Annotated in this window: 22 protein-coding genes; 9 read left to right on the top strand and 13 right to left on the bottom strand. The window is 42.5% G+C overall.

Annotated elements, in window-relative coordinates; all coding sequences use genetic code 11:
- Positions 1-128 precede the first annotated feature (128 nt).
- The 6 genes from PN470_RS09050 to PN470_RS09075 all read right to left on the bottom strand — a co-directional run bounded on the left by PN470_RS09050 (position 129) and on the right by PN470_RS09075 (position 3964).
- Positions 129-1262 carry a HetZ-related protein 2 gene (locus tag PN470_RS09050; RefSeq protein ID WP_272104355.1) on the bottom strand — a complete coding sequence of 378 codons (1134 nt, stop codon included), beginning with the start codon at positions 1260-1262 and terminating at the stop codon, positions 129-131.
- Positions 1263-1549: 287 nt separating this feature from the next.
- The gene (locus PN470_RS09055; protein WP_271935910.1) at positions 1550-1771 is read right to left on the bottom strand and encodes a hypothetical protein; all 222 of its coding nucleotides are present in this window, start codon (positions 1769-1771) and stop codon (positions 1550-1552) included.
- A gap of 4 nt (positions 1772-1775) precedes the next feature.
- Complete coding sequence (locus PN470_RS09060) at positions 1776-1874, bottom strand: type II toxin-antitoxin system HigB family toxin (protein WP_396682506.1); 99 nt, start codon at positions 1872-1874, stop codon at positions 1776-1778.
- 22 nt (positions 1875-1896) lie between these two features.
- Positions 1897-2106, bottom strand: coding sequence for a type II toxin-antitoxin system HicB family antitoxin (locus PN470_RS09065; RefSeq protein ID WP_002750184.1), 210 nt, complete (start codon positions 2104-2106; stop codon positions 1897-1899).
- Between the two features lie 171 nt (positions 2107-2277).
- Positions 2278-3387, bottom strand: a complete 1110-nt coding sequence (locus tag PN470_RS09070; RefSeq protein WP_002750186.1) for an iron-containing alcohol dehydrogenase family protein — start codon at positions 3385-3387, stop codon at positions 2278-2280.
- Positions 3388-3406: 19 nt separating this feature from the next.
- Positions 3407-3964, bottom strand: coding sequence for a Ycf51 family protein (locus tag PN470_RS09075; RefSeq protein ID WP_271935911.1), 558 nt, complete (start codon positions 3962-3964; stop codon positions 3407-3409).
- On the opposite strand from PN470_RS09075, the gene PN470_RS09080 reads away from it, so the two are divergent.
- Positions 3941-4558, top strand: coding sequence for a 7-carboxy-7-deazaguanine synthase QueE (locus PN470_RS09080; RefSeq protein WP_123231030.1), 618 nt, complete (start codon positions 3941-3943; stop codon positions 4556-4558). The genes PN470_RS09075 and PN470_RS09080 overlap by 24 nt on opposite strands.
- Before the next feature lie 31 nt (positions 4559-4589).
- Here PN470_RS09080 and PN470_RS09085 read toward each other — a convergent pair whose 3' ends face one another.
- Positions 4590-7226, bottom strand: a complete 2637-nt coding sequence (locus PN470_RS09085) for a M1 family metallopeptidase (protein ID WP_271935912.1) — start codon at positions 7224-7226, stop codon at positions 4590-4592.
- 4 nt (positions 7227-7230) lie between these two features.
- Here PN470_RS09085 and PN470_RS09090 point away from each other — a divergent pair, with 4 nt between their 5' ends.
- Both PN470_RS09090 and PN470_RS09095 read left to right on the top strand, forming a co-directional pair.
- On the top strand, positions 7231-7668 hold the full coding sequence (locus PN470_RS09090; RefSeq protein WP_016514615.1) for a DUF4079 domain-containing protein: 438 nt from the start codon (positions 7231-7233) through the stop codon (positions 7666-7668).
- A gap of 102 nt (positions 7669-7770) precedes the next feature.
- Positions 7771-8874, top strand: a complete 1104-nt coding sequence (locus PN470_RS09095) for a CobW family GTP-binding protein (protein WP_271935913.1) — start codon at positions 7771-7773, stop codon at positions 8872-8874.
- 270 nt (positions 8875-9144) lie between these two features.
- Here the strand turns inward: PN470_RS09095 and PN470_RS09100 are convergent, their stop codons facing one another.
- Complete coding sequence (locus PN470_RS09100) at positions 9145-10065, bottom strand: metal ABC transporter solute-binding protein, Zn/Mn family (RefSeq protein WP_271935914.1); 921 nt, start codon at positions 10063-10065, stop codon at positions 9145-9147.
- Positions 10066-10199: 134 nt separating this feature from the next.
- On the opposite strand from PN470_RS09100, the gene thrS reads away from it, so the two are divergent.
- Entirely contained in the window at positions 10200-11999 is a 1800-nt protein-coding gene (gene thrS / locus PN470_RS09105) for a threonine--tRNA ligase (protein WP_002740114.1), read from the top strand.
- Between the two features lie 262 nt (positions 12000-12261).
- Here the strand turns inward: thrS and PN470_RS09110 are convergent, their stop codons facing one another.
- Positions 12262-12558, bottom strand: coding sequence for a DUF7219 family protein (locus PN470_RS09110; RefSeq protein WP_002776576.1), 297 nt, complete (start codon positions 12556-12558; stop codon positions 12262-12264).
- 337 nt (positions 12559-12895) lie between these two features.
- Between PN470_RS09110 and purC the strand changes: the two genes are divergently transcribed.
- Both purC and coaE read left to right on the top strand, forming a co-directional pair.
- Entirely contained in the window at positions 12896-13621 is a 726-nt protein-coding gene (gene purC, locus PN470_RS09115; protein ID WP_016514785.1) for a phosphoribosylaminoimidazolesuccinocarboxamide synthase, read from the top strand.
- A 61-nt stretch (positions 13622-13682) separates the two neighbouring features.
- Positions 13683-14282, top strand: a complete 600-nt coding sequence (gene coaE / locus PN470_RS09120) for a dephospho-CoA kinase (protein ID WP_271935915.1) — start codon at positions 13683-13685, stop codon at positions 14280-14282.
- Positions 14283-14473: 191 nt separating this feature from the next.
- On the opposite strand, the gene PN470_RS09125 is transcribed toward coaE, so the two are convergent.
- Together PN470_RS09125 and PN470_RS09130 are read right to left on the bottom strand one after the other, a co-directional pair.
- Entirely contained in the window at positions 14474-15304 is an 831-nt protein-coding gene (locus PN470_RS09125; protein WP_193979642.1) for an energy-coupling factor transporter transmembrane component T family protein, read from the bottom strand.
- 247 nt (positions 15305-15551) lie between these two features.
- Positions 15552-17720 (bottom strand): lytic transglycosylase domain-containing protein, encoded by a 2169-nt coding sequence (locus PN470_RS09130; RefSeq protein ID WP_271935916.1) that lies wholly within the window; start codon positions 17718-17720, stop codon positions 15552-15554.
- A 211-nt stretch (positions 17721-17931) separates the two neighbouring features.
- Between PN470_RS09130 and cysC the strand changes: the two genes are divergently transcribed.
- Together cysC and PN470_RS09140 are read left to right on the top strand one after the other, a co-directional pair.
- Complete coding sequence (gene cysC / locus PN470_RS09135) at positions 17932-18477, top strand: adenylyl-sulfate kinase (protein ID WP_271935917.1); 546 nt, start codon at positions 17932-17934, stop codon at positions 18475-18477.
- A gap of 341 nt (positions 18478-18818) precedes the next feature.
- The gene (locus PN470_RS09140) at positions 18819-20546 is read left to right on the top strand and encodes an ABC transporter ATP-binding protein (RefSeq protein ID WP_103111486.1); all 1728 of its coding nucleotides are present in this window, start codon (positions 18819-18821) and stop codon (positions 20544-20546) included.
- A gap of 296 nt (positions 20547-20842) precedes the next feature.
- Here PN470_RS09140 and PN470_RS09145 read toward each other — a convergent pair whose 3' ends face one another.
- Both PN470_RS09145 and hemE read right to left on the bottom strand, forming a co-directional pair.
- Positions 20843-21790: an NAD-dependent epimerase/dehydratase family protein gene (locus PN470_RS09145; RefSeq protein WP_271935918.1), complete on the bottom strand. Its 948-nt coding sequence runs from the start codon at positions 21788-21790 to the stop codon at positions 20843-20845.
- 146 nt (positions 21791-21936) lie between these two features.
- Positions 21937-22986, bottom strand: coding sequence for a uroporphyrinogen decarboxylase (gene hemE / locus PN470_RS09150; protein ID WP_271935919.1), 1050 nt, complete (start codon positions 22984-22986; stop codon positions 21937-21939).
- 194 nt (positions 22987-23180) lie between these two features.
- Here hemE and PN470_RS09155 point away from each other — a divergent pair, with 194 nt between their 5' ends.
- Positions 23181-23552, top strand: coding sequence for a four helix bundle protein (locus PN470_RS09155; RefSeq protein ID WP_002784626.1), 372 nt, complete (start codon positions 23181-23183; stop codon positions 23550-23552).
- Positions 23553-23596 lie beyond the last annotated feature (44 nt).

Below are 23596 nucleotides of genomic sequence, written 5' to 3' on the forward strand. Positions count from 1 at the left end.
ACATATTTCTTGAAGTCAAAAATCAAAAAGGGGATGGGAAGTGGGGTGTGGGGTGTGGGGTGTGGGGTGTGGGGTGTGGGGAGTTTTCTCAGTGAACTGATAACTGATAACTGATAACTGATAACTGATTAGGTTTTTGTCCTGAGACTTTGGGCGCTTAGATAAAGTTTCGTCCATTCTTTGACCAATTGCGTGCGTTTACAGTTTAATTCGCCAGCGATTTCCTCAAGGGTTTTACCCGCTTTTAAGCCATCGATAACGCTTTTACCCGTGGGAGACAGGCCAGCATAGTAACTTTGCCATTGACTGAGAGTTAAGCCAAAATTATGCTCTTTCGGGCTGATTTCTAACCATTCAGCGATTAATTCTGTCCCTTCCTTGAGGGCAAAAACCTTAATCGCATGATAGCCAACTTTTTCCCGGAGACGATAAATCCGTTGGACGGGAATATTCATCTCTTTGGCGATCGCATCTTGTCCTTGGCCCCCTAGATAGAGGTTAAACCAAGTCACCGCCTCCGGACTAACATTTTCCTCTAGATACCTAGCAAAACTCTCTTGAACTTTTGCCCGTTGAATTTGCGCTTCTTGGGAAGTGCGTTGATCTTCGTAGGTGGCGATCGCATTTTGATCCAGTAAACTTAAGCTAGTTTCCCCCTCATCGCCACTAATTTCATCGGAGAGAATCCGGATCATTTCTTGCTGCGGCACGTTAGTAATACCGCTTCTCGATTGACGACGGAGATAATTAACAAAACGATAGGCTAACAGGGGTTGATTGCGGATCGGACGCAGAGCGTATTCCTCTAGGGTGGCTAACAGCAGCTGATCACGAGTAGCTTGATCGTTGGTACAACGAGCGATCCATGCTAACTGGGATTGCAGATAGCGATCGCTATTTAACATTTCTTGAATAATTTCTTGCAAGACATCGGCCACCGCTTGCCGACGATCGCGACTTAAGGAAACCCAAGTGCGAATTTTTTGCCGGAGAGTGACACAAGCACCGAGACGATCGATCAGGTTACGATAGGCGCGGGTGGGACTAACTTTGAGATAGCGTTGCCGCAGAATTTGCCAAAGATAGACTAATCCCCGTTTAGCGATTTCTAAATCTCTCTCGTCTAAAGTTTCCCAACGTTGGCTATCTTCACCGAGTAACCAATTGATAATGGTATCCCGTTGGCGATCGGTTAAGGAATCCTCTGTTTGAGAGAGGCGATCTTGCCATTGTTGCCTTAACTCGTCGATTATTGTCGTCATCGAAAAATTGAGTTCCAAACCCCGTCTTTTTAGGACGGCTTTAGTTTGAATATTAGCGCATTTACACGATATATGCTAAAACCTGAGCCATGGAGAAAGCCGATCGCACCGATTTTACCCAACACCCGACTAGAACGAACTAATCAATTAAGTCTTTTGCCGGATAATGATTTAGGGCGATCTCGAAGAGTTCCGCTTTGCGGTGCGCATTCTTTCCTAGGGTATCCTCCCTGAAAACATGACAATTTCAAGGTTAACCAATATTTGGGAATGCACCCCCCTACCATTTATAATTCGGGAACATTTTCCTGTTCATAATTTTCTATTAATATTCCCAAAATTTCCATTAAAGAAGCAAGAGAATGATTTTCATTTTCTCCTATTTCATCTATCAAATTATCTAACATAATTACTAATTGTTCATATTCTGATTCGTTGCGAGGGATAAAGAGTATTGGCTTTAAGTTTGTCCAGGCTTGCCGTGTTTTCTCTATATCTATCGTCGGCATTTTTTTACTCCTTCCATTTGTTTTTGTCGTATTCAGAATGAGTTAAAACTTCTCGAATATAAATTTTTTGTCGATTGTAATGAATCGCCGCTATGAGTCTAATCTCATTTCCGCCTTGGAACCCCCTAAGCTACATCTACATACTCACAGATCGACACTGATTCAGGAACAGTTAATCCATCTTCTTTTAAGCCTTCCAAATGAAAAATTATTGCCTCAGCAATTAATTGTTTAACTTCTTCTAATGTTTCTGCAACCGCAACACATCCGGGAAGATCGGGAACATAAGCACCGTAGCTATTTTCTCCTTTTTCAATAACAACTGCATATCGCATTATATTTTGTCCTCCTCAATTTGAGCTTGTCGCCATATATTTTTAAGAGTCCCAATAGGAACATCAACGCTGGATTTCGACCAACAAAGCAAAGATTTGAGCTATCACCACTACAATAAAATCACTACTCACCCGCAGCAGATAAAGCCATAAGTCCCGAAAATATTGCCCTTAATTAGCTTTAACTTTCTGCCCGATTGTATCGGCAGTGGTAGTAGAAACCATGGCCGCCATAACTTGTTCCGGGGAAACCGTAAAAGGCAAACGATGAATGTCCGAATTAGGCTGACAGGCAATTGCCGCCGCGTGGCGCAACTGGGCCAGGGAAACATCTCTTAATCCTAAATCCTCTAGGGATTTCGGTAAACCAATTTGTTCATAAAACTGGATTAGTTGCCCCCGGGCCGATACTGCCAATTGATTACCCAAAACTATTTCCTCTAGACGCAATTGGGCGAGAATTCCGTAGGCGACTTTTTCCCCGTGCAGGGCATGATGGCAAGCGGGAATATGGGTTAAACCATTATGAATCGCATGGGCGGCCACGGTACGACAATTAGCGCCCCCTAAACCACCAATTACTCCGGCTAATAAAACGGTGGCATCCACTACCTGTTTCCAGTCCTCCCCGCCGATATTTTCCAGGGCTGCCGGGGATTTTTGGAAAAGAATATCCCGCAAAACCCGGGCCTGTTGGACGGCAGCAATGATCAGGGTTTCTGTGGAATGACCGCTACTGACGGAAGCTTCGTACCATTTAGCGATCGCATCGCCAATACCGGCGATTAAGGTTCTTTTCGGGGCAGTTTGGATAATACCGTAATCGAGAATTAATAAATCCGGACAACGGGCTAGGGACAGATCGTAAAGAAACGCCCCCGCGTCGGAATAGACGTTAGATAGGGCTGTCCAAGCGGCACAGGTAGCGGCGGAGGTGGGAATCGTGGCGATCGGCAAATGGCACTGATGGGCGAGTAATTTGGCCGTATCGAGGGCCTTGCCGCCACCTACACCGATGATAAAATCTGCCTCATGACTCTTGACAGATGCCTTTAAATATGCTAGGGAATTTTCCGAACAATCGGGGGCGTAACTGTGATAGCTGGGGGTGAGATTTTTCAGGGGAGATGACAAAAAAGCTAAATTGCGATCGCCGCCCACCACCAGGGGACGTTTGCCCAAATCCGCTAACTTGCCGGTGGATTCTTCTAGGGCATTGTCACCCCGAATCACTTGTGCGGGGGCGATTAACAGGGGCAAAACAGCGACAGCATTGGACATTTTTTGACAACCTCAAGGATTATTGGCTAATTTTAGCGAAACTTTCGGGAAAAAGCTGTAGTTCAGGAGTATTATCCCCCGGGGCGGAGAAGGATTTTTTAATCTGTCCCAGGTACAAAGGAGAAGATAAACCGGGCTGAGGATGAACGAGAGTGCGAGCGCTAATGATAAATTGATTATTACCGCCAGCACCGGCGCGACCGGAGGAAAACAAGTCACTAGCGGCTTGTTTTAGGGTTGCTTCCACTTGCTCGGGAGTAACAGTATTGGGCAGGGAGATAACAGCTTGATTAGCTCCGTTATCATAGACAAGGGAGAATCTCACCGCCCCCGGAATTTCTGTACGGGTAAATAATCCTAACCCAAGACCGAAAATCCCCACCGTCAACACAGCCATAAAGCTAGTGACACCGACGAGACGAAAGCGGATTCCCCAACCGACGAGAAAAGCGATAATCGTGAGTACCAAAAAAACCAGCGTGGCAATACCAGACCATTGGATGTATTTGGCAAAGTTCAGGGGAATGTCCATATTTTCTATAATACTAATTCTATGAAAACGGTTAGCATAAACCATTGTACCTATCCTGTTGTCGAAACTTTCCATTCTGTCCAGGGCGAAGGCTTTTGGACGGGAAGCAATGCTTTTTTCCTCCGTTTGGGAGGTTGCGATGTCTATTGTCCTTGGTGCGACCAAAAAGAGTCTTGGAATGCCCACCGTTATCCCCAAAAATCCCTGGGGGAATTGGTTGAGATGGCAAAAGGGGCTAACCCTGCTATGGTGGTGATTACCGGGGGTGAACCTTTGATGCACAATCTTGATCCTTTGACCAAGGAATTAAAAAATCAGGGTTTACGGGTACATTTAGAAACTTCTGGCGCTCATCCTTTTACTGGGGTTTTCGATTGGGTGACTTTTTCTCCTAAAACTTATAAAATGCCCGATCCTAGTATTTATGCACGGGTAAATGAGTTAAAAATTGTCGTGGCTCATCCAGAGGATTTAGACTGGGCAGCTATGCAGGAAAGTAAGTTATCGGAAGGGGTGATTAAATATCTACAACCCGAATGGAATACAGCAGAAAGCAAAGAGTTAGTCTTTAATTATGTTCTTCGGCATCCCCAATGGCGTCTCAGTCTCCAAACCCATAAGTTTTTAGGAGTCCGCTAACTGATAACTGATAACTGATAACTCAGGTTAACTAACTATTTTTCGCCTCTAATTTGGTCAAACGACTTTTAAGTTCCTGATTTTCCTGTTTCATTTTTTCTAATTCCTCGCGAATTTCCTGAATTGCTTTCTCGGAACCTAATTTTTTCTGGACTTTTTGTACTGCTTCCTCCGCTACACGACGAACGCGACCATCGGGAGTTCGATCGCTCAAAGCTTGTAAAATAGCGATAGCTTTGGCATTTTCTATCTGTCCTAAAGCGTTACACACTGCCACTTGTGTCAAGAAAAAAGTTTCCTTGGCAATGGTTTCTAAACGTTCCAAAATTACGGTTAATTTATCCGTGGTTTGTCCCGAAGAAATCGCTCCTAGGGCGCGGATAGCGCCTAATCTCAGGGGTTGAGGTGTGCCTAAAGCCGTGTAGGTCAAAATTGACTCTAAAGCCGCCGGCGAGGTTTTTAACTGGCTTAAACCGCCAATTGCGCCCGCTCTTACTACCTCATTCCACCCCTTTCTTGACTGTAAAATATGATTGAGCAGGTCAATAATTTCCCCTTCTTGATTTTGCAATTGTCCCACGGCCATGGAGCCTAATCCTCGCGCTGTGGCCGCTTCCACATAATAACTAGCATCTCCAGCTTCTAGTAGGGATTTAAGCGCGTTATAACTATCTAAGGTTTTAATTTCACTTAATCCCTCGACAACTGCCCGACGTACTTGGGCTTTTTCGTCGTTTAAACCTTTAATTAAAGCAGTAACTGCCTGATCTAAACCAAGAGTTGCTAACTGTTTGGCAACCTCCACACGCACCCCCCAAAAAGGCTCATTTTCTAGGGATGTCCCTAAAGCTTCGATCGCTTCTAAACCGCCTTTTTTAGCAATGGCCGTCGCTGCATAGATACGGGAAATTGGATCGGGATCCTGTTGTAATTGCGCTTTTAATTCGGCGATGGGATACTCAAGAGTGACGGTTTTGAGGAAATTATTACCCCGATCAAACTTGACAAAATCGGGCTTTTGTGCTAGGGGAAAATAGAAACTTTGTTCTTTTTGGTGAATCCGCAGATTGTAGGTAATATCCTCAGAGTTGAGATAGGCAAAAGCGACGGGAATTTTCAAGTCGAATAGTTCCTTTTCGTCCTGGGTTTGGGTGACAGTTAATTGGGCTAAATTATTCTGATTGTCCCAACTGTAGGCCACCTTATAATCGGGATGACCACCGCGATAAACGTACTGATCAAAGAGGAATAATAAATTGTACCCGGTCGCTTTTTCGATCGCCCGTAATAAGTCCACGGTTTCTACGGTTTTATGGGCATTATCCCGCACAAAAGTCTGAATCGCTTTTGCGAATAAATCTTCCCCTAAAATAGAGCGGATCATGTGATAAACACAAGCACCTTTTTCGTAGAGATGACGATCATAAAGTTCGATCGCTTCTCGATAAACATGAGTAACAATCGGACGACGATAGCGGGAAGTATCTTCTTCTAAATAACTTCTTGCTTCCCCTAATAAATAATAACTAGCAGCTGCTTTTCCGTATTCCGATTCTGTCCATAAAACCTCAGAATAGGAAGCCATTCCCTCTTTAATCCAAGCGTGAGACCAGTGTTTAATCACCACTAAATCACCGAACCATTGATGAGCTAATTCATGGGCAACTAAGCTTTCTGTCCAAGTATGATCAATGCTGGCTCTTTGATCAATTAAACAGCGATCGGTTAAAATTGTGGTGGAAGTATTTTCCATCCCACCAAAAATAAAATCATCTACACAAACTTGCGCGTATTTAGGATAGGGATAGGGATAACCAAACTTTTGGCTAAAAAACTCGATCATGCGGGGAGTTTTACCCATACTTCTTTGTCCCTCTTCTTCCCGTCCTTTTTCCACATAATAAGTGACAGGAACACCATTCCATGAGTCGCATAATTCAGCAAAATCTCCCACCGCAAGAGTCATTAAATAGGTAGGATGAATTTGCTTTTGTGACCAGTGATAAATTCTGTCCTCACCCACGGGTTCCACCGAGATTAATTCCCCGTTAGAAATAGCGATATAGGGTTGGGGAATTTTTACCCGAATTTCGGAAGTGGCTAATTGGCCAGGGTAATCAAAACAGGGAAACCAAAAGCGAGAATCTTCATCTTCTCCCTGGGTCCAAACTTGCATCGGTTTGTCGGGATAATATTCGTCGGGGCCGATAAAATATAATCCCCGTTGTGGTTGGTTAACTTGATAGTTAATCGTCAGGATAATCGGTTTATCGGTGGTGGGTTGTAGCAGATGAATGGTCAGAAGAGAACGATCATAGTCAAAGGGTTGACTGATATCTTCAATGAACACAGAATTAATATTTAGATTCACCGCATCCAGAGTTAAACTGCTAATTCCCTGACGAATGGGGGTGAGGGTAATCTGACAGCTGCCCTGAAAACTTTGCCGGGGAATATCAATAATTAAATCGAGAAAAATATGATTAACTTGTCCGGGTCGATCGGGGTTATAATGGGGTTTAGCCCCCGGTAATTCAAAGGGTTGACGCTGATTATTTTCCGTGTCGATGGTGAGATGAGACATATTAGCCCTAACTTGCTGATTTTTGTCCGGTAAACTTAAATTAACACGATCGGTCGTCCCTTTCCTTGCTAACAATAATCCCACCCCTATGAATCTCCCCTCCTTTCTCTGGTTATGGAAAATTGCCGCTTGGTCGATGGGATTTACCCTCTTTGCCTATTTTTTACTGGCAGTTTCGGGGGTAAACATGGGTTATCGACGACTTGCGGGCCAATCTCGACCGAAATGGTTAAGACCCTTTCATCTCCTCAGCGGCCTGATCATGGTTGCTTTGGTCTTAATTCTGCTGGGAATCGGATTAGTGGGAACAATCGGTCATTATGGCAGTTTAGGCCACTCTTCCCACCTGATAGCGGGTTTATCGGTGGTTTTTCTGGTTTTTGTTTCGGCAATTACCGGCCTGAACATTACAACTCGTCCACCTCTAGCGCGGTCTCTCCACATCGGCACTAATCTTTTATTGTTTCTGGGTTTTCTTTTTGTTACCCTAACAGGATGGGATGTGGTCCAAAAATATCTACAATAAAAATAGTCGGCGATCGAGTGGAGACTGTTTGATCAAGAAAAACTAGCCATCTCATCCCGAAAAATCGCTTTTTAGTGACAGAATACTCACCCCCAAATCATTATGCAAACCGTCGAATCACAAGCTATTAACACGATGTCAGTGCAAAAAAAAGGGCTACCGGTAACAATTATTACTGGGTTTCTTGGTAGTGGTAAGACTACTCTCCTCAATCATATTCTCAGCAATCAACAGGGATTAAAAACTGCTGTTCTTGTCAATGAATTCGGTGAAATCGGTATCGATAACGAACTGATTATCAGCAGTGATGACAGCATGGTAGAATTAAATAATGGCTGTATTTGCTGCACGATCAACGAGGATTTAATTCAAGCAGTTTATAAAGTTCTCGAACGTCCCGAAAAAATCGATTATTTAGTCGTAGAAACCACGGGATTAGCCGATCCTTTACCGGTAGCTTTAACCTTTTTAGGGACGGAATTACGCGAAATGACCCGTTTAGATTCCATTGTCACTATGGTGGATTGTGCCAATTTTAGTCTTGATTTATTCAACTCGCAAGCGGCCTTAAGTCAAATCACCTACGGTGATATTATTGTTCTCAATAAAACCGATCTAGTGGATGAAGCAGATGTGGATTCTTTAGAAATAAGAATCCGGGACATGAAGGAAGGAGCAAGAATTCTTCGCACTAGCAAAAGTCAAGTCCCTTTACCCTTAATTCTCAGCGTCGGACTATTTGAATCGGATAAATATTTCGACACAGAAGAAGAACACCACGATCATCATCACCACGATCACGATCACGACCATTGCGATCATGATCACGACCATGATCACCACCACGATCACGATCATGATCATCACGACCATTCCAATCATTTAGAGGTGGATGGATTTACTTCTATTTCCTTTGCTAGTGACCAACCTTTTTCGATTCGGAAGTTCCAATATTTCCTCGATAATCAGTTACCAGAAAGCGTTTTCCGCGCTAAGGGTATTCTCTGGTTTGATGAAAGTCCTAAACGTCATATTTTCCACCTCAGTGGTAAGCGTTTCACTCTCGAAGATGACGAATGGAAAGGTACTCCCAAAAATCAGCTAGTTCTTATCGGTCAAAATCTCGATCATGAAACCCTAAAAGAACAGATTAACAATTGTCTCAGTTTACCTGCTGTCAATCGCGGTAAAGGATTTGGGAAATAAACCCCGCTTTGTAAATCTACTAAGTTGGGATTTTTAAGGGGAAACTCTCTGCTAAAGTCGGGCGTTACTTTCGATTTTTTCCCTCAATCCAAGCTTTTGGGGGGTTCTACCCCCCAAACCCCCCGCGCATTAGCTTTTCGGTGGGATGCTTACAGGCAGCTGCTGATCTATTTGTCATCATCTAAAAGTCACCGATAATTGCTGATTGTCGGTATTTCTGCCTTCCTAACTCCTGACTCTAAGGACAATTTTTTGATTTTTACAAGAGGTCTATTGACCTTCTTGAGGTACTTTTCCTCCTAAAGATTCCACGATCAAGCGAGTATTTTCCCTGAGCATTTTTACATAACTATCCCCTCTAGTACCCACCGCACCGATCGAATCAGAATATAATTGTTGTGGTGCTAATTTCACCCCCGCTTCTTCGGCTACAGTGGTAATTAAAGCGGGATTAATAGTCGTCTCGGCAAAGATAGCAGCAACCCGGAGATTTTTAATAGCATCGGCTAAATTTTTCACCGTTTGGGCGCTAGGTTGTTCTTCCGTACTAATGCCAATTAAAGTTCCCGCAACTTTTAACCCGTAGGCATGGGCATAATACTGAAAAGCGTCATGAGTGGTGACTAATTGTCTTTGGGAAGGGGGGATAGTTTCAATAGCCACAGTAATCCAGCGATCAAGATTTTCTAATTCTGCGATTAATTGGGCGGCATTTTGGGTAAAAATCTCTTTATCTTCGGGACTTAATTCAATCAATTGATCTCGGATTTTTTCCACCATGATTATACCATTTTTTGCTGAACCCCAAACGTGGGGATCGGGGACTTTCTGCCCCTCTTTTTCCAATTGTAAAGGCTTGATTGCTTCTCCCACAGCCACTTTTTTAGCTTTAATTCCCGTAGAATTGATCATTTTAATTAACCCCGGTTCGAGATTATAACCGTTATAGAGAATTAAATCGGCTTTTTCTAAAGCCACACTATCGGCGGGAACTGGTTCATAAACGTGGGGATCATCCCCGGGTTTTAAAATGTCTTGATGGTCAATTTCTTCACCGCCCACTCGTGCGGTTAAATCGGCGATAATTGTGCTAGTGGAGATTACCTTGGGTTTTTGGTTATCAGTAGTATTAACCGAGGCATGACAAGCAACCAATACCAAAAATAAACAGGATAAAATTAGTTTTTTCATCGAGAAATAGAGATGAGGGTTTAGGGGTTAGAGATGAGGGTAAATGGCATTGATATCTATCTTGATTTTTTTCCTGACTAAAGACTCCTTTTACCATTAAAATAGAGAATAGAGAAGGTGTAAATTGAAGAGATATGGATAACCAAGCCCCGATTAAACTACCGAAAACCAGCGAATCCGACCACCTCAAGCGCATTCGTCACACCACCTCCCATGTGATGGCCATGGCGGTGCAGAAATTATTCCCGAAAGCCCAAGTTACTATCGGGCCTTGGACTGAAACCGGATTTTACTACGATTTTGATGTGCCGGAACCTTTTACCGATAAGGATCTCAAGGACATCAAAAAAGAGATGGTCAAAATTATCAATAAAAAACTGCCGGTGATTCGCGAGCAAGTTTCTCGGGAAGAGGCGGAAAAGCGCATTAAAGCGATTAATGAACCCTATAAGCTGGAAATTCTGGCGGGAATTCAAGAACCCATCACCCTTTATCATCTTGGTGACGCTTGGTGGGATTTGTGCGCCGGTCCGCACCTAAGTAATACAAGTGAACTAGACCCGAAAGCGATCGAATTAGAGACGGTAGCGGGTGCTTATTGGCGCGGGGATGAGAATAAAGCCCAATTACAGCGCATTTACGGCACGGCATGGGAAAATCCCCAACAATTAGCCGAATACAAGCGCCGCAAGGAAGAAGCACTGAAACGGGATCATCGCAAATTAGGCAAAGAATTAGGTTTATTTATTTTCTCTGATTCTGTCGGGCCGGGGTTGCCTTTATGGACACCGAAAGGCACTTTAATTCGTTCTTTGTTAGAAGATTTTCTCAAAAAAGAACAGTTAAAACGCGGTTATTTACCCGTAGTTACTCCCCATATTGCTCGCGTCGATTTGTTTAAAATTTCCGGTCACTGGCAAAAGTACAAAGAAGATATGTTTCCCATGATGGCAGACGATGAGGAATCTGCTAGTAAAGAAATAGGATTTGTCCTCAAACCGATGAACTGTCCTTTTCATATTCAAATCTATAAAAGTGATTTGAGATCCTATCGGGAATTGCCGATGCGTTTGGCTGAATTCGGGACAGTTTATCGTTACGAACAATCGGGAGAATTGGGAGGGTTAACTAGAGTTCGCGGTTTTACCGTCGATGATTCCCATTTGTTTGTCACTCCCGAACAATTAGACAAGGAATTTTTAAGCGTTGTTGATTTAATTTTAACGGTGTTTAAGAGTTTACAATTAAAGAATTTTAAGGCGCGATTGAGTTTTCGTGACCCCGAATCGGATAAGTATATCGGTTCCGATGAAGCTTGGGAAAAGGCACAATCGGCGATTAGAAAAGCGGTGCAAACTTTGGGGATGGATTATTTTGAAGCCCCCGGAGAAGCGGCTTTTTATGGTCCAAAATTAGACTTTATTTTCCAAGATGCCCTCGAAAGAGAATGGCAGTTGGGAACGGTACAGGTAGATTATAATTTACCCGAACGTTTTGAATTAGAATACGTTGCCGAAGATGGTAATCGTAAACGTCCGGTGATGATTCATCGCGCACCTTTTGGTTCTTTGGAACGTTTAATCGGTATTTTAATCGAAGAATACGCGGGGGATTTTCCTCTTTGGTTAGCCCCTGTCCAGATACGATTATTACCGGTTAGTGATAGTCAATTGGATTACGCTAAAGAGGTGACAGCGAAAATGCAGTTGTTAGGAATTCGGGCCGAAACCGATACCAGTGGCGAACGTTTGGGTAAAATGATTCGCAATGCTGAAACCGCAAAAATTCCCGTGATGGCAGTGGTGGGGGCAAAAGAAATGGAAGGTAATAGTTTAAGTATTCGCACCCGTGCCACGGGCGATTTAGGGGTAATTAGCGTCGAGGAAGTGGTGGCAAAATTAGAAAGTGCCATCCAAAATCACGGTAATTTTTAAGCGTTTGCTTATCTAATTCTATGGGGACAGAAAATATTTCTGTCCCAGTATTTTTGATCAACCCAGGAGATTTTTCGGGTGCATCTGATATTTGTGACTTTCTCTCACATATAGGTGAGCAGCAGCAGTTATTCAAAGAGGGCGAATGCAATTCGCCCCTACAATAATATTATTGCGCCAATAGTAGGGGCGCACCGCGTGCGCCCTGTAATATAGATATTTCTACAAAATTGAGATGCACCCGATTTTTCCTGATTATCCTTTAGGTATCATCATCTTTTTTAAAGGGATTTTCCCCAATGCCTAGGCCTTTTTTGCTCTCTTTTAAGTCTTTCCAGAGGGCTTTAATTTTTTGGTAGGCTTCTAGAGAACTGATTTTGCCCCCGGTTTCCAGATTACAAATAAAACTGACTTTTTGGGCAAATTCCTGTAAATTGGCGTTAAATAGCAAGTTTTCTGGCTTAAATTCTCCATAATAGGGGGCGCGAGGATAGAGAAAATTCTCCTTGCGGCGATCGGGGAGATTCGGGTTATCATCGTTAGGAGGATTCTGGTTCATAGGGCGATGGCGGGTAATTTTGCGGAATTTCTTTAGATTTTTCGGTAATGGTAATGGGAGATAATATCAGTTGTTGGCTATGATTGAGGATTTAAGTAAAAACTTGGCTGATTAGCCAAAAATTGACACTTAAATCGTGACACTTTTTGGTTATAGGTTAAGATTCGGTCGCAAAATGTTGACAGTTATCTTTAAGCAGCAATTATACATTATTTTTTCTCAACAATCATCTCCCTGATGATCTAAATTTTTTATCTAGGTTGATCGCCAAAATTTGCTGCTGCCGCTATCTGATTAACCATCGATTTTCGTTTATCAATTGCCGAGGATGATAACTATGGAAAAACTCTATGAAGGCAAGGCCAAAATTCTCTATCAAACCGATGATCCCGATATTCTCCTTACTTATTACAAAGACGATGCCACCGCTTTTAATGCCCAAAAACGCGGGCAAATTGTTGGCAAAGGGGAAATTAACTGTACTGTCTCCACTGCCCTATTTCAATGGTTAGAATTTCTAGGAATACCTACCCATTATATTGATCGCCCTAGTTCTAGGGAAATGCGCGTCAAGGCGATTAAAATCATTCCTTTGGAGGTAGTAGTCAGAAATATCGCCGCCGGGAGTTTGTGCAAGCAAACGGGATTAAAGGAGGGGAAAATTTTACCTTTTCCTCTTGTAGAATTTTACCTCAAGAATGATGCTTTAGGCGATCCTTTGTTAACGCCCGATCGCATAAAAGTGATTGATATTGCCAGCGAGGAGCAAGTCAATCAGTTACGAGATTTAGCCCTGCAAATCAATCAATATCTGCAAGAATTTTTTGATAAGTGCCAGATTATTCTCGTCGATTTTAAGTTAGAATTTGGAGTTGATAAAACGGGCAAAATTTATCTAGGTGATGAAATTAGCCCCGATACCTGTCGTCTCTGGGATAAAACCCAAGAGGATGCCCAAGCGCGTATTCTCGATAAGGATCGTTTTCGTCGCGATTTAGGAGATGTGGAAACTGCCTATCAACAAGTACAAGCAAGAGTTTTACAACAGATAGAGAGTTTATAACTGTGGGGTGTGTTAGCGAGCGCGTAACGCACCTTAATTGAGATTAGCAATTTAATAATTTATGTCAAGAAGAATTATCGGGTTAACAGGGGGAATAGCCTGTGGTAAATCCACGGTTTCCAATTATTTAGAAAATATCTACAAAATTCCTGTCCTTGATGCGGATATTTATGCCCGGGAAGCAGTGGAAAAAGGTTCGGCAATTTTAGAGAGAATTTTGGCGCGTTATGACAGAAAAGTTAAAACTGAGGATAATTCCCTTAATCGCCAACAGTTAGGAGAGATTATTTTTAATAATCCCCAGGAAAAAATCTGGTTAGAAAGTCAGATTCATCCCTACGTTAGAGAATGTTTTAATCGGCATTTAGAGCAGTTAGAAGCCCCGATAGTTGTTTTTTCTATCCCTTTATTGTTTGAAGCCAAATTAACCCATTTAGTCACAGAGATTTGGGTGATTTCTTGCAGTTTCGAGCAACAAATTCAACGCTTAATGACTAGAAATAACTTAACTAGGGAACAAGCGATCGCTCGGATTAATAATCAAATGCCTTTAGCCGAAAAAATTGCCTTAGCTGATATTGTTTTGGACAATTCTGGGGATTTAGAAGCTTTATATACCCAGATCGATCGAGCTATAAGTAGCTGGTTAGAATTAAATTGAAGATAGATCCCCCCTTAATCCCCCCTTAATAAGGGGTGTGCCGATCCCCCCTGCCCCCCTTGATAAGGGGGGTGCCGATAGGCGGGGGATCCCCCTTGATAAGGGGGGTGCCGATAGGCGGGGGGATCTCCCTTGATAAGGGGGGAAACTGATAGTTTTTAACACCTAACTACTTACAATAGGGATTGAGCTTAAAACAACCAGGCAAATTTTCCCACCCCGAATTTTACATAGAGAATAATTGCCAAAACCAATAAAAATAGAAAGCCAATAATTAATAAATAGTCTTTATTGGTTAAGATTGATTCCTGTAAAAATGTGCGATCGGGATCACCAGAGAAAGCTTTAGCCTGTAGAACTACTTCTAGTTTTTGCGATTTAGCCATAGCGTTTAAAATTAAAGGTACAGCGATAGAAGCGTAGATTTTTCCTTTTTGCAGCCAACCCATTTTTTCTATTGCTAATCCTCGTAATCTTTGAGCAGAAATAATCGATCGAGATTCTTCTACTAGGAGAGGAAATAAACGCAGGGTAGAGGAAAAAATAAAGACTATTTTGTAGGGAATTCTGGCTTTAGTTAAACTCACCATCATCTGATTTATATCAGTGGTAAAAATAGCGAGGGGAATAATTAAAACCATCGTGAGAGTTTTAAAGATCACATTTAAACCATAGAGGGTTCCCTCCACAGTCATTTGAGCAGAACCGACAGTTAATAAGGGAGTTAATTCAGGTTTTCCCGTTAAAGCTTTTACCTGTTCCACATTAAAAAATCCCATGGTAATTAATAAGAATAGATAAAAAGGAGCCATGAATTTTAAAATAGTGAGGAGATAAGACCATTTTACCCCCGCCCAGAGACAAGCTAAAGCGACAATAAGAGTTAGAAAACCGCCAGCGAGGGGACTTTCCCAAGTAAAAGCGATGAGAGTAACCACGATCATCATGGTTAATTTTGTCCGAAAATCTAGGCGAGTAAAAGGAGAATCTCGATCGACGGTTTGCCAGTTAAATGATTGCATAATTAGGAAAAAAGTTAGTAAGTAGCTAGGTTTTAAAAACTGTCAGATGCCCCCCTTATTAAGGGGGATCCCCCCGCCTATCGGCACCCCCCTTATCAAGGGGGGCAGGGGGGATCGGCACACCCCTTATTAAGGGGGATCCCCCCGCCTATCGGCACCCCCCTTATCAAGGGGGGCAGGGGGGATATATCTTCAATTTAATTATAACTTTAAGGGAATGAGTTAATTACCCATCCCCATCAATCCCCTAGTAAGGGTTAGCAACTCTCTTCATTTGCTCTTGAATTTCAGGGTTATAAATCTGGAGATAATTCCAATAATTACCAAACACCGATTCTATATAACCCTTAGTTTCTCTAAAGGGAATATTCTCGACAAATTCATCGGGATCGCTAAAATCAAAACGCTGTTTCCATTTAGAAACTGCCCCAGGTCCGGCGTTATAACTAGCCACGGCAAAAAGTGAATTTCCAGCGAATTTGCCATGGGTATAATCGAGATACCATGTCCCCATCATAATGTTATCTTCGGGATTGGTTAAAGAATAACTTTTATTGCCAGTATTACCCGCGATATATTTACCTGTATCGGGCATAATTTGCATTAATCCCACTGCCCCCACAGGAGAACGAATTTCTTTTTCAAAGCGGGATTCTTGCCGGATTAAAGCCGTCACTAGCAGGGGATTTAATTGTCTATCTTTAGACCATTGTAGGATGGTATCGTAGTAGGGGAAAGGGAATAAAGCGTGCCAGTATTTATCATTTTGTCGCAGGACTTTCCAGGCTTCCTTTTCCTCTGGGGTATCTCTTTCTCGCAAGCGCCAAATCAGGTTAATTCCTTCCAAATTTTGATTGCGAGAGAGTTTATATAAACCGAGGTTAAATTGTTCGTCAACGGTTAAATGCCAAGGATCGACAATTTCTGCTTGGAAGAGATTCCAAGCGTCCGTATCTTCACCAATTCGATATAATTCCTTGAAAGCTTCCGAACCGGCGGGGGGATCGTTACGAGTGGCGGGTTTGACGGTGGTAGGATTATAGGAGCGGACAGTGGTAAAATCCCCCACGTCCCAACCTAATAAAACCGCCGAGCGCCAAGCATAATAGGAATGGGGATGACGAGAAATAGTGTAGGTAAAAGCTTGTTTTGCTTCTTGGTTTTTGCCGAGTTTTTGCGCCCATTTTCCCACCCAAAACGCCGCTTTCGGGGCAATTTGACTATCGGGATTATTAACCGCAATTGGCTGCGCCCACTGCCACGCCTTGGCGTAATCACCGGATTTAGCAGCTCTTTGGGCCATTAACCAGCGATAATCGGCGGCTTCGTCGGATTTTGGGTATTTATTTAATAAAGTTTGCCATGTTTGACTAGCGGCCTGAGCATTAGTTGAGTTGAGTAATTTGGCTTTCGCTTCCAAAGCTTCCGGGGCGCGATCGGGAAATTGCTTGACAATGCGATCGAGATATGCTATAGCATCGCGGTTAGGAGAAATTTGGGCGAGTCGCAGTAATCCTAAACCGGTTTCTGGGGCCTGGGGATAGGTTTTAATTAATTTTTGGTAAGCGCTGCGAGCTTCTGGCAGTTTTTTGGCAATTTGTAGCCCGCGGGCGTAACGATAGGCTTGTTCGGGGCTAGGAGTGGCTTTAGCGTAGGCTTTATAGGCTTTTTCGTACAATCCAGACTGCCAATAACCCGCCCCAATCATTGCCCAATCCGCTGGAGTCAACTGCTCGGCGTAGTCTTTCACTAAACGATCGCGGGCTTGATTGAGGGTAGGATCAAAAGGATTAGCCTTGGCTAACTGTAACCATAGGGGAAATTGATCGGGATTTTCTTGAAGACGTTGGCGAATTAAAGCCAAAGTGCGCGGGTGTCGGGGGTATTCCTTGAGCAATTTTTCCTGATAACTGGGGTCGTATTTGCCCAAAGAGTAGTAAGCTTCCGCCACTACGGGCGATTGGGGATAGGTTTCCAGTAATTTTTGCCAAATTTCTCGCGCTCTTTCACTATCATTGCTTAATTCGTAGGCGCGTCCCTGTTTGAGGAGAATCTGGGGAGCGAGGACAGGATATTGTTTTTCTAAGCCTTCTAATTGTTTTAAAGCCGGACCGCCTTCATATTTTCTCAATAAATCCATAGCCAAGAGATAGCGGGCGCGACTACGCTCTAAAGAGGGCGCATTGGCATCAGCAACATCTTTTAACTTGACATCTCGCTCGGTTTGTGGTAGGGAAGCGCTATCAACTACGGCAGAGGATTGGTTAGGATCTTGGCTAGGAACCGAAGCACTATTGCGATCGAGCCAAGCGAGAATTTTCGGGTGAAAGAGAAAGAGACTGGTGAGAGTAAAAAGCGCAACCCCAGAACCTAGTCCAAGAATGAGCGGGGTGTGAGGGGGGAATTTCTTAAACATTACCTTAATTCAAGACAGTAACTCAACATACATTATCAGTGATCGTGGTGACAGGTTGTTTGTTTCAATCAGGTTGGGGGGTTGTTCAGTTATCAGTAAGCAGTAATCAGTAATCAGTGAACTGAAAACTCCCATCTGATAACTGGTAACTGATCACTGATCCCTGAGATATGGTACGCTAAACAGGATTTAAGTATTATTAATGATTGCTATGAAACAGCGCGGCGTGACGGTTTGGTTAACGGGATTGAGCGGTGCGGGGAAAAGCACGATTACCGAGGCATTACAGGCAAAATTAATCGCTGAAGGTTATTCAATTGAGGTTCTCGATGGCGATATAGTACGGACGAACCTCACCAAAGGTTTAGGATTTAGTAAAGAGGATCGCGATGAAAATATCCGTCGCATTGGTTTTGTGTCTAATTTGCTCACCCGTCACGGTGTGATTGTCCTAGTTTCAGCTATTTCTCCCTATCGTGAGATTCGCGAGGAAGTACGGGGAAAAATCGGCAATTTTGTCGAAGTTTTCGTGAATGCTCCCTTAAGCGTCTGTGAGGCCCGCGATGTGAAAGGATTATATAAAAGAGCGCGTGCTGGCGAAATCAAGTCTTTTACGGGAATTGATGATCCCTATGAACCACCTTTTAACCCAGAAGTGGAATGCCGCACTGATTTAGAGACTTTAGAGGAAAGTGTCGCCAAAGTCTGGAACAAATTGACGGAATTAGGCTACATTCATCAAGCTGTGGCGGTTTAATCGCTAAATAACTTTGTATTATTGGAAAATATCGTAGGGACGTGGACTAAAAACGTCTCTGCATCCTGATTAACCCCTTAAGCAAATTTGTTAGTTAATCTCCTTTTCTTCAGTACCTAAGCAAGGTTAATTATACCTCTCACTAACCCTCTGGCCAAAGTGCAAGAGTGCCTAAACAGTAATCAGTGATCAGTAAACAGTGATCAGTAAACAGTGAAAAGACAGTAGGAAACTTCTATTTAATACTGCTCACTTAAAACTTAAATCTGATAACTGATAACTGTCTCGACTAGCAAATTAATTTTGCAGGAATACTTAATATTTAAAGGCGCTAAATTATTTTGAAATCTCGCTCTAGTTATTGGAACCTCATTCCCTATCTCCGTCCCCAAACCCAAACAATTATTTTGGCGTTCATCTGTACGATCGGATTTACGGTATTTTGGCCGATTTTAGCTTGGTTAGCTGGACAAATGGCCAGATATATCGGTGAGGGAAATGTGCAGGCATTGGCGACACTTTCGGGGGTGGGGGCAGTGGTTTTTTTACTGCGGGGAATGTCTCAGTATGGGCAAGATTCCCTGATGGCAAAAGCTTCTTTAAAAATTGCCCTGGAATTAAGAAAAAAAGTTTATGCACACCTGCAAACCCTCGGCTTAAATTACTTTGAAACGGCGAAAACTGGTGATTTATCCTATCGTTTAACGGAAGATATTGATCGCATTGGGGAAGTAATTAATAAATTTTTCCATGATTTTATTCCCTCCGCCTTACAGTTAATTGTCGTCTTTGCCTATATGTTTATTGTTAACTGGCAATTGACGATCGCTGTCATTATTATCGCTCCTTTGTTAGGAGTTTTGGTGGGATTTTTTGGTGAAAAATTATTACAATATGCTCGTCGCGCCCAAGCGAAAATATCTAATCTTTCTTCGTTATTAACCGAAGTTTTTGGCGGTATTCGCGTGGTGCAAGCTTTTGCCGCTGAAGATTATCAAACCGAGCTTTTTGCTCAAGAAGCGGAGGAAAATCGCCGCGCTCAATACCTATCAGAATCCACCAAAGCTTTACAATACGTCGTGGTGGGATTCTTACAAGCTCTCGGTGTCATCTTTTTATTCTTTCTCGCTGGTTGGCAAATTTCCCAAAAGAATTTAACTGGAATTGACTTTGTTAGTTATGTGGCAGCGGTGGCAATGTTAATCGATCCCATCGCCCATATTACCAGTAATTATAATCAATTTAAACAGGGTCAAGCCTCCATGGATCGGATTTTTGAATTGTTAGCTATTTTGCCAACAATTACCGAAAAACCGAATGCGATCGAGTTGCCACCTCATAGCAAAGAAGTTGAATATTGTCAAGTAAATTTTTCTTACAATGAGGACAGACAGGTTTTAAAAAATATTAATTTTACTGCACACGCTGGCGAAATGATTGCTTTAGTGGGAGCATCGGGAGCGGGAAAAACCACTTTAGTTAATCTTCTATTGCGTTTTTATGACCCCACTTCTGGCAAGATTTTAATCGATGGGGTGGATATTCGTGATGTGACTTTAAAAAGTCTCCGGCGACAAATTGGCGTAGTTTTGCAGGAAAATATTCTCTTTTCTGGTACTATAGCCCAAAATATCGCTTTTGGTCAGGGAGATTTTAATCTGCAAGAGGTGGAAAAAGCGGCAAAAATTGCCAACGCTCATCAATTTATCGGTGAACTTTCCCAGGGTTACTATACCTATGTGGGAGAAAGGGGTGTTAATTTATCGGGTGGACAAAGACAAAGAATCGCCATCGCGCGAGCGGTTTTATCTAATCCGAGAATTTTAATTTTAGATGAAGCGACTTCAGCGCTCGATTCGGAATCGGAAGCTTTAGTGCAGGAAGCTTTAGAAAGAATTATGACGGAGCGCACGGTATTTGTTATTGCTCACCGATTAGCAACTGTCAGAAAAGCTAACCGTATTTTAGTCTTAGAAAAGGGTGAAATTATCGAGGTGGGTAATCACGAGGAGTTATTAAATCTTAATGGTCGTTACGCTCAATTTCATGCTAGACAATTTCAAGATTAGTCTATTTGGCGTTAAGAGTTGGGCATTATTTCTGATTTTATCACTCAAGCCAAGTTTTTGGGGGGTTCTACCCCCCAAACCCCCCGCGCATTAGTTTTTCGGTGGGATGCTTACACGCGGTTGTTCATACACTTGTACTAATTCAAGAATCACCGATAGAGCAGTTATCTTAATGGTGAGGTAGGAAGTTTTCGTTTTGGGGAGTCAGTCGCGGAATTAGGTTAGACTTCATCTTTAGGGAAACGCTGTAAGTATCCAGACAGAATTAATTATAGATATTTTTCCGTTCCCTCTACTTAGGGTTTTTTTCGGGGAATTCCTCGCAAGGCTAAAACATCATCGAGGGTGGAACAATAGTTTTTTAAACCAAAATCAGCAGCAGTATAGGTTTTAATGTGGGTGAAGTGGCGATAATTCATCGCAAAACGGTCCCATGCTTCCATCTGCAAGTTAAAAACTTTGATAAAAAAGTTAGCAATGGTTAAAGATAAAGGAATGCGAAAATAGATTTTTTTGTTTAAATAAGTACAGATTTCCTCCACTGCTTGGTTAGCTGTTGTGCATTGATTGCCTAGGACAATTTTGCTTTCTGGTGCGGGATTTTCGATTAAATAATTCACCACTTGAGCTATATCTTTGGCATGGATAAAATGAAAACTGCCATCAGCTTGAAACCAACGCACTAAACCGATATATTTCAACACATCCGGTAAACCACCATAGATATGAGAGTAGGGTTTATTTTCGTCACCACCTAAGACAAAAGTGGGGTATAAAGTGATAATTTTATCGGCGATTTCTAGGTCAGTAAATTTGCTATAACAAATGTATTTAGTGCGGATATAATTAGTTCCTATCTCCCCAGCTTCGGGTAAAGGTTGATTATTTTGATTGAGAATGCTGGCGGTAGAAAAGTAGAGGACTTTCTCGCAGATTTGAGCATCTAAATAACTAATTAATTCTAGGGTTTTTACCACATTAATTTGATAACTTTCCTCCTCTCCTCCCCAACTGGTAGCGATTAAAACCGCTATATTCATTGTTTTTAAAAGCTCCGCATATACCCCAATATTTTGCATATCGCCTAAAAGTATATGAACATTTGATCGCCCTTGATAAGTAAATTTTAACTTCTCTGGATTACGCACTAAAAAATATAATTCATAGTCGGGATTTTCCAGTAAAATCTCGGCGATATAATGCCCAATACAGCCACTCACACCCGTTAGAAATATCTTTTTCATTATTTTAATTGATACGGCAGAATTTAGGGGACAGTGTGAAAGTCAAAAGTAAAAAGTAAAAACCGGTGTTGGGGTTTTAGGGTTTTGGGGTATTAGTTGAATCCCCCCATTTCCCCATTTCCCCATCCCCTGTTCCCTGAGTAACTTTATTGATAACTAAATCCTTTAGCGGTTTCAAAGAAGAAACGCACGTTATCTTCAGGAGTTCCCACCAAAACACCATGACCTAAATTAAGAATATGACCTTGATTACCTGCTTTACGAATAGTATCAATAATCCGCTCGCGAATAAAAGACTGGGAACCGAATAAAACCCCCGGATCGATATTACCTTGAACCATCATCGATTTATCTAAACGCTGTCTCGCTTCCGCCATATCTACGGTCCAATCGACGCTAATAATATCAACCCCCGATTTAGCCATTCTTTCCAAAACGCCAGCACTGCCACTAATGTAGAGAATTAACGGTGTATGGGGATGGGTTTCTTTCACCAAACGAACTACTTTTTGTTGATAGGGTAAGGCAAAAACATCGTAATCTTGGGGAGTTAATTGACCCGCCCAAGAGTCGAACATTTGTACTACTTGCGCCCCACAATCGATTTGATAACGGACATAGGTGGCGATCATATCCGCTAATTTATCTAAAAATTGGTGCAGTACCGAGGGTTCCGAAAAAGCCATCCCTTTAATCACAGAATAACTTTTAGAACCTTTCCCTTCCACTGCGTATGCTGCTAAAGTCCAAGGCGCTCCGACAAAACCGAGGACAGTGGATTTATTTCCCACCTCTTGACGCAGGGTTTTTAAAATCGTTTTGATAAAAGGTAAAGACTGATCGGGATCGAGGGGATTAAGTTGGTCCACCTGCGCTTGAGTACGAATGGGAGAATCGATAATCGGCCCCTTACTTTCGATAATATCAAAGGGAATACCAATTCCCGCTAGGGGAGTGAGGATATCGGAGAACATGATCACCCCATCCGGTTGAAAAGCACGCCAAGGTTGCAGGGAGATTTCGATCGCTAAATCGGCATTTTCCGATCTTTCCCGAAAACTGGGGTATTTATCCCGCAATTCCCGATAAATCTGCATATAACGTCCTGCTTGTCTCATCATCCACACGGGAGGACGGGGTAAGATTTCTCCTTTGGCAGCGCGTAATAAATAAGGTATTTCAGGGGAGTCAGTCATATCACGATGATTATTCTATTGCCTTTTCTACGGTATCATCCCCCGTACAGCTAATTTTTCTGGTTTTTCCTTAAGAATTGTTAACGAAAATTATCCCCCTTTGCATTGAAACTGGGTACTGAAAATTGTAGTACAATCTTTTGGGTTGAGACAGGGTGTAGAGTGTAGGCTATAGGGATAAGTTGATAAAATCTATGGCGGATTCAAAAATTCAATCTTACCGAGATTTAAGAGTTTGGCAGGAGGCCGTAAATTTAGCTGAAAGTTGCTATCGTCTCACTAAAACTTTTCCCAAAGAAGAGCTTTATGGGATGACAACACAGATTCGCCGAGCTTCGGTGTCAATAGCAGCGAATATTGCCGAGGGGTATGGACGCAAAACCCGGGGAGAATACATCCAATTTTTGTACATAGCTCAAGGTTCTCTCAAAGAGTTGGAGACTCATTGGTTAATCTCTCAAAGAGTTGAACTAGCTTCCCCTCAGAGCGTCAATCCTATTCTTAATCAATGTGAATCAGTAGGCCGACTCCTGCTAACTTTGATTCGCGCTCTTGAAAATAAATAACCCCCACACCCTACACCCCACACCCTACACCCCACACCCTACAC

Source organism: Microcystis sp. CS-574, assembly GCF_028329095.1.
Classification (GTDB): Bacteria; Cyanobacteriota; Cyanobacteriia; order Cyanobacteriales; family Microcystaceae; genus Microcystis; species Microcystis ichthyoblabe_A.

What these genes read in the sequence shown, in the direction of transcription:
- PN470_RS09050 (WP_272104355.1), bottom strand. Translation starts at nt 1,262, where the DNA reads ATGACGACAATAATCGACGAGTTAAGGCAACAATGGCAAGATCGCCTC.
- PN470_RS09055 (WP_271935910.1), bottom strand. Translation starts at nt 1,771, where the DNA reads ATGCCGACGATAGATATAGAGAAAACACGGCAAGCCTGGACAAACTTA.
- PN470_RS09065 (WP_002750184.1), bottom strand. Translation starts at nt 2,106, where the DNA reads ATGCGATATGCAGTTGTTATTGAAAAAGGAGAAAATAGCTACGGTGCT.
- PN470_RS09070 (WP_002750186.1), bottom strand. Translation starts at nt 3,387, where the DNA reads ATGTCCAATGCTGTCGCTGTTTTGCCCCTGTTAATCGCCCCCGCACAA.
- PN470_RS09080 (WP_123231030.1), top strand. Translation starts at nt 3,941, where the DNA reads ATGAAAACGGTTAGCATAAACCATTGTACCTATCCTGTTGTCGAAACT.
- PN470_RS09075 (WP_271935911.1), bottom strand. Translation starts at nt 3,964, where the DNA reads ATGGTTTATGCTAACCGTTTTCATAGAATTAGTATTATAGAAAATATG.
- PN470_RS09090 (WP_016514615.1), top strand. Translation starts at nt 7,231, where the DNA reads ATGAATCTCCCCTCCTTTCTCTGGTTATGGAAAATTGCCGCTTGGTCG.
- PN470_RS09095 (WP_271935913.1), top strand. Translation starts at nt 7,771, where the DNA reads ATGCAAACCGTCGAATCACAAGCTATTAACACGATGTCAGTGCAAAAA.
- PN470_RS09100 (WP_271935914.1), bottom strand. Translation starts at nt 10,065, where the DNA reads ATGAAAAAACTAATTTTATCCTGTTTATTTTTGGTATTGGTTGCTTGT.
- thrS (WP_002740114.1), top strand. Translation starts at nt 10,200, where the DNA reads ATGGATAACCAAGCCCCGATTAAACTACCGAAAACCAGCGAATCCGAC.
- PN470_RS09110 (WP_002776576.1), bottom strand. Translation starts at nt 12,558, where the DNA reads ATGAACCAGAATCCTCCTAACGATGATAACCCGAATCTCCCCGATCGC.
- purC (WP_016514785.1), top strand. Translation starts at nt 12,896, where the DNA reads ATGGAAAAACTCTATGAAGGCAAGGCCAAAATTCTCTATCAAACCGAT.
- coaE (WP_271935915.1), top strand. Translation starts at nt 13,683, where the DNA reads ATGTCAAGAAGAATTATCGGGTTAACAGGGGGAATAGCCTGTGGTAAA.
- PN470_RS09125 (WP_193979642.1), bottom strand. Translation starts at nt 15,304, where the DNA reads ATGCAATCATTTAACTGGCAAACCGTCGATCGAGATTCTCCTTTTACT.
- PN470_RS09130 (WP_271935916.1), bottom strand. Translation starts at nt 17,720, where the DNA reads ATGTTTAAGAAATTCCCCCCTCACACCCCGCTCATTCTTGGACTAGGT.
- cysC (WP_271935917.1), top strand. Translation starts at nt 17,932, where the DNA reads ATGAAACAGCGCGGCGTGACGGTTTGGTTAACGGGATTGAGCGGTGCG.
- PN470_RS09145 (WP_271935918.1), bottom strand. Translation starts at nt 21,790, where the DNA reads ATGAAAAAGATATTTCTAACGGGTGTGAGTGGCTGTATTGGGCATTAT.
- hemE (WP_271935919.1), bottom strand. Translation starts at nt 22,986, where the DNA reads ATGACTGACTCCCCTGAAATACCTTATTTATTACGCGCTGCCAAAGGA.
- PN470_RS09155 (WP_002784626.1), top strand. Translation starts at nt 23,181, where the DNA reads ATGGCGGATTCAAAAATTCAATCTTACCGAGATTTAAGAGTTTGGCAG.